Consider the following 16,153-nt stretch of genomic DNA (forward strand, 5'->3'; position numbering starts at 1 on the left):
TGGCCATTAAATTTGAGGGGAGGATCAGTTTGGACATCAATACGGAAACCTAATTATTTAGTGGAAATTTCCCTTCCCTGGGGCTAGCCCCAGGGAAGGGAAAGGACAGAGTTTAGCTAACACTCCCCTGAGGAAAGTTCTCAGCACCTTTATATCATAGGGTTTTACCTTGTTTCACTTTTTAATCAATTTTATCGGTGGTTTCATCCACCTTTTCCTTTACATCTTCAGATGCATCATCAATAGCATCACCAGCATCTTCCATGGTGTCTTCTATTGCATCACCAGCTTCTTCCATATGATCTTCCACATCTTTGTCCTTTTTTTCGTTCCCGCAGGAATATAGTGAAAGCATTCCAACTACTGCAAATAAGGCTAATGTCTTTTTCATGATTCAGTTGATTTGTGGTTAGCGTTTTATTTTGGTCAATTATAGTGCAAAGCTCATACCATTTATAGTGGAATCTACTAAAAAATATTCAAAAATTAATTTGATCCACCCAGTAATTTTTTGGTGTACTTATGATTTTATCCGCCCATTTATCTATGCGCCACTTCTCTCCTAGGACAGTATATTTGCTGATAAAACAGGGAAAAACATTTCGGGTACAATTTAATGTATACAAGGATCGCCTACCGACAAGTTTCCTATCAAAGAAATCAGAGGGTAAGACATTACCAAAAAGAGTCCTGCCGGGGCATTCACCAGCAGGACTCTTCAGTCTAATGTTTGGGTTTACTCAATTGCAAATCAATGTAGAAAACATATCCATATTAAGGCTTTTATACCCCAGGTTGAGTGCTTTTTTAATATCAGAACACACTTGACGTTTATCGTCTTCTGTCATGAGATCGCGTAGCTCCATTGCGGTGCTGGTACCGTATTTGTTTTCTAACCACCTAAGTCCGGTGTTACTACGGCATTTAAACACCTCCAAGGAATTATGACCGTTTTTTAATGCTTGGTCGTAAGCGGCATAGGCTTCCTTGTATTCCTTGTGGTACAGGTACATGTCTCCTTTCAGGATTTCAAAAGAGGTGTTGTCGGGATCTTGGGCCATGGCTTTGTCAAGATACATCATTGCGCTGTCCCTAAGGTTAAGCTGACGGTTATAAATGTTCGCCATGAGTGCGTATTTGCTTGCCTTTTCTCTGGGATTTTCACTGGTCTCTATCAGCTGCGAAACGGTATTGAATGCCTGTTTTGAACCGCCCATGTCCCCCAGTTTTTCCAGGGCAATTCCTTTTTGAAAATGGGCAGACAAGCTTTCTTCCTTGGTAATCTCCAAGGCTATATTGGCCTCTTTGATTGCTCTTTGATGTTCTCCCAAAGCGTTATAGACTTCTGCTTTATGGACTGCACCGAGCTCTTTGGCTTCTTTGTTTTTACAGTTGCCGCAGAATTCATCTAACTTTGCCAAAGCTTCTATATAAGCTTCCGAGTTGATTAGGCTGTTGGCTTCTTCCAGCATAATTTCACATTTTTTTCCCATGGAAAAAGCTTGGGCTTCCGTGTAAATGGGCCATATGAATAGCAGTAGAAGAAAGTATCCGGGTACATGTTTTTTCATAGGGTTTTGAGTTTAGGGTTTGTGATTATCAGGTCAAGGTTATAAAAAGATAGCTTTTTGAGCACTTACTGCTTGGTGTGAAACCAGCAATACCTAAAACATGGATGAAGGTCGGCGTACTGCAGTAGGGGTCCTATTAGAAGGAATAGGTTTGTGAAGTATAATTTATTGAATTTTGTTCAATTTATAGCAGTAGATTCCTTCTGATTGTAATGTTTAGGACGATTTTTATCCCTCTTATGTTTCTTTTATAATCAAATAGGGGGGATGTTTTGTGATTTCAGGCCGATCCTGTGAATGGAGTATTTATCCCAGTCCAACGGATAATAACAAAAAAGTAAGTTGAAAAGTCACAAGAAGCCCCTATCTCTTCTACCTCATTCCGTTACATATCCATATTCCTGTAAAATGCTTTTTGCCTTTTCAGAAAAGATAAATTCAAGAAATTTCTTTCCCTTCTCACTGGGGCCGTCTTTTCTGTTTATTAGCACAATTCCCTGTTCTATGGGAAAGTGCTGCGCCTGAGAAAGTGCTACCCATTTTCCTTTGCCCTTCATTTCTGGCGATAGGACCACGGACATCGCTGTAAACCCAATTTCAGTAGCTTTGGAAATGATAAATTGATTGGTTTGGGCAATGCTCTCGCCGTACACCAACTTTTCCTTTAGCTTGTCCAATCGCCCGGTTTTTTCCATTATTTCCATGGCCGCTGCTCCGTAGGGAGCAGTTTTCGGATTTGCGACAGCGATGTACTCTACACTGTCCTTAGTCAAAAGTGCTAGTGAAGGAGTATAGTCGTCCATCATTGTCCACAAAACCAACCTTCCCTTGGCGTAAACCTTTGGGTGTTCTAAGGCCATTCCTGCATCATACACAGCTTGGGGGTACTTCATATTGGCGGCAACAAATACATCATAGGGCGCGCCTGCTTTTATTTGCGCTGTCAACTTTCCGGAAGAACTGACCGCCAGATCACAGGCCACACCTGTTTGCTTGGTGAATTCTTGGGTAAGTGCCTTCATGGCAAACTGCATATTGGCCGCAGTGGCTATTACCAGTTTTCCACTGTCACTCGATTGACAAGAGCCTAGGAGAGAAATGAGTAAACCTGATAGCAGAATACACTTTAAAGAGGCCGTTAATGCATTTGTTAATTTCATCAGATTCAGGAAGGGTTGTTAAAAATTAGGGAGTTTTTAGAAGTTTGACTGGTTGGTTTTCACTATTTCCATTGATTATTTATGAGAACAAATACGTCATTTAAAGAGCAGGCATATTTTATTACCAGTAACAAATTTACAGTTTCATGCCTTTTGTTATGGAAATGGAAGCACATTTTTTCCATTCCCACAAACACCCTCTTTGACCAACACGTATTCAATGAAATTCATTTTTGTACTATACACATTAATTGTATTATATTCTTGATAATTAGATGATTAATGGTTAAATTTTATTTGTAGGAAATTATGTTTTGGCCTTTATTATTTTGTCCCTACCCAAACACCTTCTGCCATGAAAAGATTTATTGGACTTTTTGTAATCGCCCTGGTTGCCATTGTCATTTTGTTATTTGTAACAAATCCCGATTTATTGAATAAGGTATGGCTTTACATTGTCGGTTTTATCGGATATATCGTTGTTCTCCTGGAAAAAGGATTCACTTCTGTCAAAGAAGCATTTAAGAGAGACAAAGTACCCCCTGAACCGGCAACTGATGTAGTTCCTGCTCCTGTCAACTATCAAAATGACCAAGTAGATTCCTTGGAAGAAAAGATCCGGGAACTCGAAGGTAAGTTGGAAAAGGAAGAAAAGGAGGGAAGCCCACTTGGATTGGGAACCATCACTGTACTCAGGTATACCGATGATGGGGAAACCACCTTGGGATTACTGTTTCTTAAAAACAAGTTTTTTGCTTACACCTTGGAAGATACTTTTCGAGAGGTGAAGGTACGTGGAAGCACCAGGATTCCAGCGGGATATTATCCCTTGGATTTCAACCGGAACCTGACCCCAATGACCAAGGCTTACAGGAAGAGCCGTCCATGGTTTGATTTTCATTTGGAAATCAAGGATATCCCCAACTTTTCAGGGGTTTATATCCACGTGGGGAATACCCATGAAGACACCGAGGGCTGTTTGTTGATTGCTGACGGCGTAAACGCCGGAATTAGTAAATCGATCACCCAGTCAAGGTTGGCGTTTGAACGGTTTTATAAAAAAGTAAGTGAATTATTGAAAGCAAATGAACCCGTCAAGATCAATATACTCAATGAGGACTGGTTTGAGAAAAGCAAATTCTTCCCCGCATGAAAAAATTTATCCTTTTATACCGCCTTCCCATACTGCAGGTAATCACGATTCTGGTGGTACTGCTCTTACTGGGAATTTTTGTCTTGCCCTTGTTTGAGGGCTATATCCTTGTAGGCTCAGGGGTGCTATTGGTTACTGGGATGATCCTCAGCTATGGGGTTGTGGCCAAGTATTTCCGGCGGGAAGAGAGAAAGATGGGCATTTACCGAAACAGTTATCACGATGTGTTTTTCAAGGGTACGGTGGTTTTTGCCATTTTAATGGCCATATTGGGCAATTTCTATGGGCTGATCAGCTATTTGCAGGGAGGAAATCCTTTTCGGATAATCGGTCTTTTGGTCATGGTAATTTGGATCGCTGTATTTATGATTTACTTTGTCTGGTCTGTTTACTTTTATAACATCAACTATGGCATAACCGATGAAGAATGGGAAAAGATTTTCCGTGCCAAGGAGCTCAATGAGTTTGGGCTCACCCAAAATGATCCAGGAATATCGGAACCGCTCTACAATCCCTACCGGAGTCAGACATTTGGCCTGCCCCCGGGGACAGTCAGGGGAATGATTGCTTTTACCTTATTATTGGGGGGCATATCCCTATTGATCAGTAGTTATGGATTGGATTATGTTTCCAATGCGGAAACCGCACTCAGAGTAAAACAGTTTGAATTTTTTGAAACCGCGTTTTTAATGATGATCGCTTTTTATTTTGGTGACCGATCACTAAAGTATTTGCGGGACCGTTGGAATGTTTCTAAAGGAGGGGATACAGACCTCCAAGATGAGGAAGGAAAAGGCCATGCAGGCAAGTCTGACCAAAGTAAAGGAACGGTTAGCATGCTGGACGAGGTGGAAGTAGAAGACCGTAGTTTTATGTTGGAGGACCAACGTTTCGCTTTATCTCAAGAAGGAAAGGACAAACCGCTGACCAATTTGAAAAAAGCCCTGTCAGGTGGAGAAGAGGAAGATCTGCTTGGAGGGACCGCCTTCGTGCAGATCATGGACAATACCAATAGAAAAATACTAATAGATGAAGAAATAGAGGATGCTTTGTCGGAGCTTCAAAATGAAAAGGGGATCAAATTGGCCTTGCCTGTCGTAAAAGCGGTAATCAGCGTGGAATCTTCCGGAAGAGGGCATTTGCCAGACGGTAGGGCGAAAATTTTATTCGAAGGACATAAGTTTTGGTATTGGCTAAAAAAATCAGGAAAGTCAGAGGAAGAGCTTCTGGAGCTGCAAAAGGAATTCCCGAATATTCTCTATCCAAAATGGACAAAGGAACATTACCGGTTAGGACTTGGCGAATACAAGCGCCTGAAAAAAGCCAAGGAAATTTATGAAAAAGCAGCGGTATACAGTACCTCTTGGGGCCTTTTTCAAATTCTTGGAGAAAATCTGGAGCATAATATTAAAAGCAGAAAATACAGGGACTATGCTGAATTTGAAGAGAAACAACATGAGGCTGAATTTTATCACTTCTTAGATTTCCTTGCTTTTATTCAGGCCAAAAAAGTAAAAGGCAAGCCCCTGATTTACTATATCTCGGAAGATAACAAAGGAAAATATGACTGGGCTTCTTTTGCCTATGGTTATAACGGACGCGGCTACGCCGTCAATCAATATGATAAGAGAATGGCGGAGGCCTATGAAAAATTCAAAGGGGCTTCGGCATGAGACGAATTCGGACATATGGTCGATGGATAAGCGCTTTGGGCGGTATAATCCTTTTAATATTCATGGTGTCTTGTCAACGGGACCAAAGGGCCTTAGTCGTGGGAAAAATCCAACAGGCGAGTGACCTGGCCACTACCGAGTTTGTGATTGATAAGGTGGTTTTCGGTACCAAAACCAAAAAATTGCTCTTCATCAATATCAGCCAAGCGCAATTTCTCGCCTACTCCAAAGCATCGGTCAAAACGGGTATAGACCTTAGCAAGATAAGTGCTGAAGACATCGTGATCGACCAACAGCGCATCAGCCTCCATCTCCCTGCTATTGAGGTGATCAATTTTTCTTATCCCCCTTCCAGCTTCGTAGAGGATTCTTTGATCTCTGATACCCGTGCACTGTTGAATAAGATCAACATCAGGGATCAGGAGGAATTTTTCAGGATGGCCGAGCTGGATATACGCTCCAACTTGCAATACATGGGTTTGGTAAGGACCTCCCAGGAGCACACCCGCAAAATGTTTAAGGTGCTGTTAAGTTCCCTAGGTTTTAGGGAGATTTATATCAGTTTTAAAAGTGATCAATTGATCATTCCTCAGGTCAATCTATTGGTAGAGCAGGATGAAATAATAGGCCAGTGATTACATTATTGTTTAAAAATTGGCGCTTTATTGTGGATGTACTTTTGGTACTGGCAGTCGTTCTATTGCTTTTCTGGTGGAATCCTATGGGTCTGTTTGGTGGGGGATTAAAATTGGAGGATTCGGCCAATATGGTGACCGAGGTCAATGAGATAGGGGAACTGGTAACTGCCGAATATTACGGGGAAGTCATCACCTCCATTGATGAGGCTAGGCTTAATCCTTTACAAAACGAGGAAATCAGTGAACGGGCCGCTGTACTGTATGCAGACTTGTTGGTCGGTTTGCAAAATTTACATGACTATCAATCTTTGGATATTAATGAGCGCACAGAAGAATATCGGCAAGGTCCTAAAATAAGAAACTGGAGAAAGATCATCCGGCAGGATGTGGACAGCAAAAATATCATGGATAAGATGGACTACCATGGTTTCTTAACCGAGCTGCAAGCAGAGCCTTTGTTCGATGATCTGTTGGAGTTTTTATGGAGAGAAGAGGTGGGAGCTGATCAAAAAGATGCTCCCAAAGAAAAAGAGCTCCGCGAACTGCTCTTTAGAATGTATAAGGGTTTGGATGAAAATGCGGACTTTACCGAGGAGCAAAAGAACCGGTTTATACAAACCTATCATTCCAATGTCCAAGAAGGGATGAGCAGAAAAGCTTTGAGAAAAAAGCTGACGATGATCGGAAGAGGTTGGGTAAAAGCGGGTTTTGATTTCAGTGACTTAGGAGAGGAATCCATTTTGTATTATGAGGACCTAGGCGAAATTCACCTGATAGGAATTTCTCCTAAAATTTTGAATGCCGACATCAACCCTTGGTTCATACCGGAAAAGGGAATCCCAGGATTTCAGATATTGGATGAAAAAGGGCCAGTAAACTTCTATGATGCAAAAAAAGTCAAACAATACTGTATTGACAAGTTGACGGTTTATGCCCATCAGGCAAGAATATTGGATAATGCCAAAAGCCAAGGTGCCGAAACCTTAAAAAATCTTTTTAGTTTACTTACAGGTAATGAGATCAAAAAGGTCATCTTTCATGACACCCCTTTTCTTGAGTTTGTAAAGCTGGCGGAGGAGGATGAAATGATAAGCTATGCTGAGGCCTATGTGCTGGATTCACTGGTTCGACTTGAAGTCAATGAAATAAAAGCGCTCAAAACATCTATCAGTAACCGTTCCGTCAATCTAGGTTTTGCCGAACAAAAGGAAAGAGTCTTGAAGCAAGTACTCTCTAGATTTCAAATGTTCCCTTATCAGGTAGATGGAAGTCAATTCAACTATTTTTCCAAATTAAGCACAGATATAGCATTGGACAGCTTGATTGATGACCAAGAAGACAGCGTGTTAACTGTTTATCGGGAAGTAACTAAACCTGTGGATATCTTAAAAAAAGACAGTCTAAAAACTGAAACATTTGAATTCATACCTTATTGGATGGAAGAGCCATATCCCTATATCCAAGCCTATAATCAGCTGATCGGCACATTACAATCGGCTTCAGTGATGAGAAATGTTCCTGATAGCATTATGGTAAGTCAACAGACATTTGGGGAAGGGGAGCTGTTTTCCAACCATAAGGTTGTTGACTATAAGTCATTCGCGGAGGGAGACAGTATACGCTTGTTTGTTTTAACAGATTCGGTAACAGACAAGTATCTGAGGGACAAATTATATCCCGTGACGATCAATCAAGAGATGTTAAGCCGATTCCTGAAAAATAAGGAAATTCTATCCGATGCAACACCAAAATCCAACACGAGTTTGTCAAAGGACAGTTTGGAGCATATTTGGTTGTTCGACATCCATACGGACAAATTACAAGTATATCAACTAGCGTTGAAACTGGAGGAGATGTTACCTCCCTTGATAGCCCAGAAATTCAAAGAGGATAAGTTACTCAAGATCAACGAAGGCCTTGTATTTATCAAAGAGACAGACAGCTTGAAGCATGTTCTGTCCGACAAAGAACCGAGCTTGAATCAAAGTCAATCCTTGGAACTAGAAGCGTTTTTTAGGACGCTAATGGATGCTCATCAAGAAGAACGCCATAAATCCTTTTTAGAGAAAACGAAGGACTGGGTAAACAGTAAAACCAAAGAAAAGCAGGGTGCCACCATTTACCTCAATTCCAATGGGCTTAAGCTAAAGGAGAATTAATGTTTATTTTATACGATTATCCGTAATTACACCATTGAATTTATTTCTCACGGAATCCACAGAATTACACGGAATTAAAAATCTTTTCTGCGGGTTTCTGTGTATTCTGTGAGAGATGGTTTGCTAATTTAGAGCTACTGGTGTCTTTGCGGATATACATATTATTTTATTTTCTTAAAGTAGGTTTCAAAGACATTGCCTGAAAAGAATTTACCAAAGCTCGCCACAGCTTTGAAGTCTTCGACAGGACCGGAGGTGTTGAGGGCCTTCATAGTGGTAAGTTGCTTAACAAAATCATCCGTTAGAATTTTAAGCTTGCCCTTACCTAGAATCTCCCCATTCTTATCAGCACCTTTGCGTAGGGTGATAAAGAGGGTGGTGGTATCTTGCCATACATCCAGTCCTTTGTCATTATGTACATCCTTGTATCCTTCAAAGTAATATTCTTTACCATCTTGGTCCATCAAAACTGCTTGGTACAGCATCTTTTTCCGTTCCTTATCCGAGGGATCGTTTATGAATAAATTAAATGATCCGTTCAAAGCTATCAAGGGTTTTTCAGAAAGAGCTGGCGCTTTCATGGTACCTAGCAGACCGGCCAGGTGGTTTTTGTCTTTGACAAAAGTGTCCACATCCATGGAAACAATGGTCAGGGTAAATTCGAAGGGAGAATTACTTGCCTCGCCATGGGCATAAGCCTTCTCGTAATCTCCGGTTTCTCCAATTGAGAAATACCCCCTCATGGTCTCGGTGAACTGTATTCCCTTAGTGTCAATATTTTGACCATCTTTTATTTGACGTTGATCCAAGCCATATTCCAGGCTACAACCCAGTTGCTCTGCGATTAATTTACAACTTCTTTCTGCCAGGGCACTGATGGTCAAAAGCGGATTGGTTCCTACAGCCCTGGGGATGACCCCTCCATCCATAACATATAGGCCTTCATGCAATGAGGTTCCGGTTTCTGCTGCAAAAACCTGTCCCTTATGGTCCACCACTCCTTTGCTAGCATCATCGGCCATTCCGCATCCCCCCAAAGGATGTACGGTCACCAGATCATAATCCAGCAATTTATTCCAAGTGGGGTTGGGCACACGATTCCCGCCCAAGGCCATGGTGGCAGACAAAAGTTCCCCATTTACTTTTTTGAAGATCTCAGCTTTGCCCACACCTTTCCAATGAATGTCCAATTGGTCGTCCTCCAACTCCATTTTACCGCTGGCATCGTCATGGGTCATGACCAGGTAAATCTGCGTGTGGTTGACAGCGCCATGGAATGGCCCCCGGAAAATACTTACGATTTCACGCCATTTTTCCTTCCAAAAATCCTTAAAACCCCGGTCCGTATCGTTCCCAAAAAAGCGCGAAAAGGTCACCAAAGCACCAGCCATAATCCCTCTGATCGGTCCGGGAACCGTTCCTTCTTCCAGCGTCATACCACTTTCCAACTCCTTCCGCTCTCGCATGTCAATCACACTGGTAATGCACGGCCCCACATCATTGATCCCTTCCTTGACCTTATTTCCCAAGCCTATGCCATTTATAGGTAGGTCGTTATTGTAGCCGAAAGCCAGTACATCGCCGTTCCCGGTCATGTTTTTGCCAAGCATAGGAGATAGGGTAAGTCCTCTTTTTGCAGACCTTAACAAAATCTCTGTTGATCCCAATGCCCCCGCTCCAATGACCACCATTTCAGCAAAAACAAACATTTCCGGAGCATCAAACTTCTCCCTGCCCACATTTAAAAGGGAAAAATTCACCTTCCACTTTCCATCCCGTTTCTCCACACTCCTTACATCAATATTGGTGAAAATTTCGGCTCCATGGTTATAGGCATCGGGCAGGTAATTCATGGCAGTGGTGTTTTTGGCCCCTACGTTACATCCGGTCACACAGTCTCCACAGTTATTGCACTTTGGTTGTTTGATCCCCACATGATTGGCTTCTTGATCTTTGAAGTTGACATTGATGTCCAATAGGCGAAACTCTTCTGACATATAGGCAGCAGATTTTCTCATGGCCTGCGTCTTTTTGAGTACAGGATAACCTTCTTGGTTTTCTGGATAGGGGGTGGGCTTGAGCATTTCCCAGGCCCTGTCCATCCCCTCCTGAAATGCCACTAGATCATTTCTAAGGGCTTCTGGCCATTCTTTTTGCTCCATGACCCTAGGCTCCGGCTTGATGGATACATTGGCATTGACCAAGGAGGTGCCTCCCAAACCACATCCTTTGAACACGCTCAGGTCTTTTCCTATAGTAAAATCGTACAGCCCATTGTTGTCAGCCGACTTTTTACCACGGTTAAAGTTCATTTCTTTTGCTGCAGCCTTAAGGCTGTCCGGAAATTGGCCAGGAAGAAACTCTTTACCCTTTTCCAGCAAACAAACCGATTTGCCACACCTTGACATTCTGGAGGCGGCGATACTCCCGCCATACCCTGATCCAATGACAATGACATCGTAGTGACTTTTTAATGCAGTGATGGGTTTAGAGAGCTTTTTCATGGTGAATATGGATTGGGTTTTCTATTAGTTCGTAATGCACTTGACTTCCGTTAAATGAAATATTGTCCTCCTCGACGGATGACTTCGCTTTCATTTTCCAATCTTTATTAATGGACTTTACCCCAATGGGATAAATGGCCAAGCCTTTCTGGCTGATGTGTATCCTCAGAAAGTTTTTATATCCTTCATGACGGAAAGAGGAAGATCCCTCTGTGATGTGGTTATCCAAAAAAGTGACACTGATCAGCAGATAAATCCCAAAAATGATTCCGCTAACAATTCCTCCAAAAACAAACAGGCTTAGATAGAAAGCCACGATGGATTCAAATCCAATGGCCGACAACATATAGCTCATCCAATAAAAGTTGGCTACCTGAAGCAGGCCGTGTATAAAACCGGCGATATAATTCCATTTGCCTGCCCCGGAGGAGGTATCGGAAAATAGGGTAATTCCAATTAGCAGAAGGAAATTGAGAAAAATGACTCCTGTGTCAATTGGGAGAGCGCCCACAAAGAAAATCAAACCATCATTTTGTATGGTTCCGTTAATGATATCCTTAGGGTAGTTGTCCATGACCCAGCCGGTAATAACGTGATACAGGCCAAAAAGAAACAACATGGTATAGCTGAAAAAGGGAAACAGTAAATTTTTTAAGGACAGTACTTTTGAAACCGATTTGGAGGGGAAGACGGATTTTAATGTTCCTTCATTGCCTTCACTGTTGACGATGGTATCTTTTAGGTTATGGGTCAGGTGCATAAATGCACCGCCTCCACCAGCGGTAAACAGTTGCCTCATTCTACCGTTTTTGTCCTTTTCTTCGTACCTGGCATAGTGGTGCAAATCTCCTGTTAAAATCGCGCTGATCTGGATATTCTCGTTCTTGCCTCCATAACAGTTTTCGTTTTTCCCATACAATATATTATTGATGAAAAACTCAAAGCGGTCATGTGAGGAGTTTTTCTTATCAAAGGACCGATAGACCCAGTTCGGTTCAGCTGTGGCAATGATGATCTTATCTCCTGCCTTGATTTGATTTTGGGCAATTTCCTTAAAATATTGCAGCTGAGGGTAGTCGATATCGGAATTGAGCTGTATATCCAAGGCTATCAGCCAATGATGGTGGGGGAGTTTGAGGGCAAAATAACTTCTGCTTTGTTTTGTCCTCCAGTTGCCCATGGAACGCTTTTGGCAAAAAATCCTCAGAAAATTGGTAAGTCCATCGTACCAATCGTGATTTCCCGGAATAGCAAAAAGGTCCGGTGGATTGGCATCCTCCTTTACTTTGGGAAAAGCGGCATGGTAGGGGCCCTGCAGCCGGTTACGGTATTCGTCAAGTTCAGGAGTGGGATAAACCTGATCCCCTCCCATAATCAAAATATCCCCTCGCGGAATACGTTTGTTAGGAACTTCCAATTCATTTTGGGCCAGCAGATGTGCCATGGTATAAGTGGCATTGAAGCCATCGCCAAGATCCGATATATAATCTATCCAGATTTCTTCTTTTAGGCTATAATCATACTCTCCAGACGTGTTTTTATCCAAAGCAGCCTGTATTTCACGTTTATCTGCAAAATTCCCAAATATGCCGGACACTACGGTTTTCATACCGGTGAAGGCCAGCTGCTTAGGGTCATACCAATTGACCATTTTCTTGGGGCTAAAGTCCATATTCCGTAAAGTCTTTTATCAGGTTAAACTTGGTTTTAATTCCTGTTTTGTCAGGCAACCAGCTGGTAAGTTTGGTGAAATACCTTGATTTAAGTCTATTTGCAAGGCTTTGATAGAGTGTGCCGGTGTACAACTCTTTTCCCATATTGTCCCGTAGGGACAGCGTGATCTTTTTGAAACCTAATCCTGTGAAGATATCCCAAGGGCCATCTACTTGTTGAACAGAGGTCAATGATAATAGCTCTCCGTTTCGATGGAACCTTGCTTTAATGGTGTGGGTATTATGGGAATTCGCATTGCTCGCTTCAAAACGGTGATCATATAGCGGTATTTCTTCCTCATTGGCTATCTGAATGCTGGAATAGCTTTCCAATATTTTCTCGGTATTCGAGAAGCTACTGAACCTATAGAATACATAGTAGGTGACAGGGACTTTGGAATTTTCGGATACCAAAGTTCCCTCATAGGTTCCCCTGAAAGATAGCGTGTGACTTGGCTCTTTACACTGGGTGGCGGACTCATCCAGTTTTTCACCGTGCTGACTACTGGTCAACAGGTACTCTTTTGCATGGGCATAGCCCATATTGATCAGTTCACGTGCATTTATTTTATTGAAGAAAAAGTCGGGATCCAATGGAAGTGGAATACTGGATTTGATGACAAACAGTTTGGTAGGTATTTCCTTTTGGTGCAGTTGGTCAATAAGCTTTATCTGTTTATAGTCCTCCAGCAGCCCTCCATTGGCACTCATCTCTATCATATGGACATACTGGGAAAAGGCTCCTCTTAGATAGCTTGGACTGTTTCCTATGGCCCAAACCAACCAAATTTCATCGGCTCCTTGATGAACCGCTTCCACAAGATTGGCGTCCTTTATCCATACAGCATCGGAATACCAATCTTCACCTATTTTAAGGGCCGGCATAAATATGGGCAAGGAAACACCCGCAATCAGGTGGTCTTCCGTGCTTTGATTTCCTGGTAGGGCTTCGACTTTCTTTTCTGAAAAATTACAGACATTGAAGGTCACATGGGCATGCTGTTCCGATTGAATTTGATTCAATGATATGCCCAAAGAAGGAAAAACCTTGTTTCTTATATTGTCCGCATCTGCATATCCCTGCATCTTAAAAGGCTTGAGATAGTTTTGGGCTTTCCTTCCGGACACAAAGCTTTTCAACTTGAGCTTTCTCCATCGCCGGGCCATTTCCTTGGGCTTTAGACCACTGGCCAGCATGGCCGTATTGAATATGCCTCCTGAAGTGCCGTCCACGTGAAAAAATTCCAATCCGGCTTCTTCCAATGCCAACAAAACTCCTGCCTGATAGGCGACACGCATACCACCTCCTGCCAGGATCAGGGATCGTTTTGGACTGCTATTTTCAGCTGGTCTGGTGAACATAGGCTTTCAGTTTAGGAGTGGAGTAGATCGCAATACATATCCAGCCAGCTGCTTCGTAAAACATAAAAAATTTGGTCAGTAGACTAGGGTTACCATCAAAAATCCAAGAAAAGATCCTGGCCAAAATACCCAATCCCATGATCAATAGAAAGAGGTAGTTGAAGGGTTTCAGTGTAAAAATAGAATGGACAAAATAAAGGCTGAAAATTCCAAAGCCAAGTTCAAGGGCTCTAAGAAAGCGGTATTGGCTTAAAAGGTTGGTTTTGGCAAAACCATCCAATTGTTGGTACACATCGAGCGAAAAAAGTAGCTTGAAATCCAGCGCGGGATAAACAAAGGCACCCCAAAATCCGGCAAAGGTCACTAAGCCAACATAAGTATAAAAGAAAAAATAGCTGAGGAATTTCATATTGCTTTGAGTGTTTTCATATAGTAGAAAAAGATTCCGGCGGAAAAGAGGTCAAATAGCGCCACGCCCATGGCCATCCAGGAAAACAAGCCATTAAATACTCCAATGGATACCGCGATACAAGCCCCCAGTTTTTGCATGCCACACCACAAGACTGCGGTTGGGGAAGTATGGGTCTGGTATACCGTGTGAACCATCAAAGAACCGAAAAGCGCCATAAACATCCCCACTATGGCAAACAGGTGCTGGGAAATGGGGCTTATTTCGGCGCCTATGATTTTTAAGACAACATCCGGCATGATGACCTGTGAAAGTCCGGAAATGATGGTGATCACGGAAATGCCCAGTACGATAAAAGTCAGGTTCTTTCTCATTTTTCTTTGTATTTAAGAGGCATAGCCCATTTTGTCCCGGTACCATTTCTTGGATTTTGCGATAAAGAAATACATGGTAATAGCCCACATAACTGATAGAATAATCCATCTCAAGTCATTAAGGTACATCCAGCGATTGAGCAGGTCCTGAAGCGTGGCTTCGTCAGATACTCCCTCGATAAACTGGTTGTTGATCTTTTCAATATATGCCTGCTGTATGAGCACAGGAGCCAGTAAGCCGGGAGCCCAAAGAATGGGCACCCACCGCAGTGGCCCCTTCCATTCTGTGATCAACATGACCACAATGGCTATTGCCATGATCGGAATGGTGATAAAGAAAAACTTGGTAGCCAAGGTGGTCTGAGGGATAATGGAATCGTAATAATTGTCCAAAGTGATGGTCGAGGGATAATTAGGGAACCAAAAAAGGTGCAAAGACCAAAAAAGGCCCAAATAGATGGAGGCACAAAAGAAAATATAGGCATTATTGATGTCTATCAATGTTTGTTTAAGAGGGCTCATGGTTTGGAGTGTTTTAAAAGTTTCAGATTTTATATTTTTCATAATCCGTAATGGAGGGATCTGGCAGCCAATCTTCTGAAAGACCCAGGTCAACCACCGTTTCCAGCCCCTCTGGCATCATTTCCGGTGGAGTATCATAAGTCATAAACCAGCATTCAAAGTGGTCATCAAGAACTCCGTTGGCTTCCGGCATATACATGGTAAAGAAAGGATCGGGATTGATGTCTATGTCCCTGAGAAAAGCCACATTGGGATGGTCACCGATGTATAAATTGGCCTTGGCTTTACCGAACAGATTGACATCGGCTTTGGTATTAAAATAAATATAAGAAGCCATCAGCATGTTTCTGAACCGGCAATAATTCGTGGTGCCAACTTTTACCCGAAGGGAAGGGGACTTGGGGCGATCCATTTCAACCCGAAAGACAAAATCCCCATTCTTTTCATATTGGGCGCTGATTTGTTCCTCGTTCACCTTAAAATCCAGGTTGGCTTTATGCTTGGGCATACCCCAGATGCCTTTGCCTCCTTTGACGGATATTTCTGAACTGACCGGAAGGTCCAGGATGTACTGGCCTGTGCCGTAACTTTTCATCAGCAATGCATTGAGGACTTTTGGGGCAGGCTTATTTCCGTGGGTACATCCAATGGCAATGCTGTATTCTATGTATTTGCCGATACTGGTGTCCAAATAATTGATTACAGTGATCAACAGTGCGGCCCGGCCGTTGGGCAGTTTTAGGGCATGGATTTCATCTCCAGGCAATAGGGCATTGGCCTTTTCCCAATCGCAGCTGAAGCCTACCATAAAGGCAGGAGATTTTTTGGCATTGACGGGCATCTGATAGGGGATGCCGTCTACAAGGGCGTATCTTCCAGCGTAGCGTTTGATTCTTTTAGGTGGCATGGCATAAAA

14 protein-coding genes are annotated in these 16,153 nt (G+C 42.5%); 4 read left to right on the forward strand and 10 right to left on the reverse strand.

Annotated features, from left to right (window positions below; genetic code table 11):
* Positions 1-181: 181 nt before the first annotated feature.
* The 3 genes from ACYVAA_RS12465 to modA form a co-directional block, all read right to left on the reverse strand.
* Positions 182-391, reverse strand: a complete 210-nt coding sequence (locus tag ACYVAA_RS12465; protein ID WP_460542125.1) for a hypothetical protein — start codon at positions 389-391, stop codon at positions 182-184.
* A 349-nt stretch (positions 392-740) separates the two neighbouring features.
* Positions 741-1,571 carry a tetratricopeptide repeat protein gene (locus ACYVAA_RS12470; RefSeq protein WP_460542127.1) on the reverse strand — a complete coding sequence of 277 codons (831 nt, stop codon included), beginning with the start codon at positions 1,569-1,571 and terminating at the stop codon, positions 741-743.
* Positions 1,572-1,948: 377 nt separating this feature from the next.
* Positions 1,949-2,731: a molybdate ABC transporter substrate-binding protein gene (gene modA, locus ACYVAA_RS12475; protein WP_460542129.1), complete on the reverse strand. Its 783-nt coding sequence runs from the start codon at positions 2,729-2,731 to the stop codon at positions 1,949-1,951.
* Between the two features lie 355 nt (positions 2,732-3,086).
* Here modA and ACYVAA_RS12480 point away from each other — a divergent pair, with 355 nt between their 5' ends.
* The 4 genes from ACYVAA_RS12480 (at position 3,087) to ACYVAA_RS12495 (ending at position 8,354) form a co-directional block, all read left to right on the forward strand.
* Entirely contained in the window at positions 3,087-3,884 is a 798-nt protein-coding gene (locus ACYVAA_RS12480; RefSeq protein ID WP_460542131.1) for a DUF5675 family protein, read from the forward strand.
* Entirely contained in the window at positions 3,881-5,557 is a 1,677-nt protein-coding gene (locus ACYVAA_RS12485) for an N-acetylmuramidase family protein (RefSeq protein WP_460542133.1), read from the forward strand. Before ACYVAA_RS12480 ends, ACYVAA_RS12485 begins: the two co-directional genes overlap by 4 nt.
* Before the next feature lie 98 nt (positions 5,558-5,655).
* A complete protein-coding gene (locus tag ACYVAA_RS12490) occupies positions 5,656-6,192 on the forward strand; it encodes a DUF4230 domain-containing protein (protein WP_460542135.1) in 537 nt (178 codons plus the stop codon).
* On the forward strand, positions 6,189-8,354 hold the full coding sequence (locus ACYVAA_RS12495; RefSeq protein ID WP_460542137.1) for a hypothetical protein: 2,166 nt from the start codon (positions 6,189-6,191) through the stop codon (positions 8,352-8,354). The genes ACYVAA_RS12490 and ACYVAA_RS12495 overlap by 4 nt, the downstream gene beginning before the upstream one ends.
* Positions 8,355-8,515: 161 nt before the next feature.
* Here the strand turns inward: ACYVAA_RS12495 and ACYVAA_RS12500 are convergent, their stop codons facing one another.
* From ACYVAA_RS12500 to ACYVAA_RS12530, 7 genes are read right to left on the reverse strand one after another with little or no spacing between them, the layout of a single operon-like run.
* Complete coding sequence (locus tag ACYVAA_RS12500) at positions 8,516-10,858, reverse strand: GMC family oxidoreductase (RefSeq protein WP_460542139.1); 2,343 nt, start codon at positions 10,856-10,858, stop codon at positions 8,516-8,518.
* Positions 10,842-12,530, reverse strand: a complete 1,689-nt coding sequence (locus tag ACYVAA_RS12505) for a metallophosphoesterase (protein WP_460542141.1) — start codon at positions 12,528-12,530, stop codon at positions 10,842-10,844. The genes ACYVAA_RS12500 and ACYVAA_RS12505 overlap by 17 nt, the downstream gene beginning before the upstream one ends.
* On the reverse strand, positions 12,520-13,932 hold the full coding sequence (locus ACYVAA_RS12510; protein WP_460542143.1) for a patatin-like phospholipase family protein: 1,413 nt from the start codon (positions 13,930-13,932) through the stop codon (positions 12,520-12,522). Before ACYVAA_RS12510 ends, ACYVAA_RS12505 begins: the two co-directional genes overlap by 11 nt.
* Positions 13,913-14,341 (reverse strand): DUF4345 family protein, encoded by a 429-nt coding sequence (locus ACYVAA_RS12515; protein ID WP_460542145.1) that lies wholly within the window; start codon positions 14,339-14,341, stop codon positions 13,913-13,915. The genes ACYVAA_RS12510 and ACYVAA_RS12515 overlap by 20 nt, the downstream gene beginning before the upstream one ends.
* A complete protein-coding gene (locus ACYVAA_RS12520) occupies positions 14,338-14,715 on the reverse strand; it encodes a patatin (protein ID WP_460542147.1) in 378 nt (125 codons plus the stop codon). Before ACYVAA_RS12520 ends, ACYVAA_RS12515 begins: the two co-directional genes overlap by 4 nt.
* Before the next feature lie 12 nt (positions 14,716-14,727).
* The gene (locus tag ACYVAA_RS12525) at positions 14,728-15,237 is read right to left on the reverse strand and encodes a hypothetical protein (RefSeq protein WP_460542149.1); all 510 of its coding nucleotides are present in this window, start codon (positions 15,235-15,237) and stop codon (positions 14,728-14,730) included.
* Positions 15,238-15,259: 22 nt separating this feature from the next.
* Positions 15,260-16,144 carry an acetoacetate decarboxylase family protein gene (locus ACYVAA_RS12530; protein ID WP_460542151.1) on the reverse strand — a complete coding sequence of 295 codons (885 nt, stop codon included), beginning with the start codon at positions 16,142-16,144 and terminating at the stop codon, positions 15,260-15,262.
* Between the last annotated feature and the right edge of the window lie 9 nt (positions 16,145-16,153).

The organism is Echinicola sediminis (assembly GCF_054777495.1).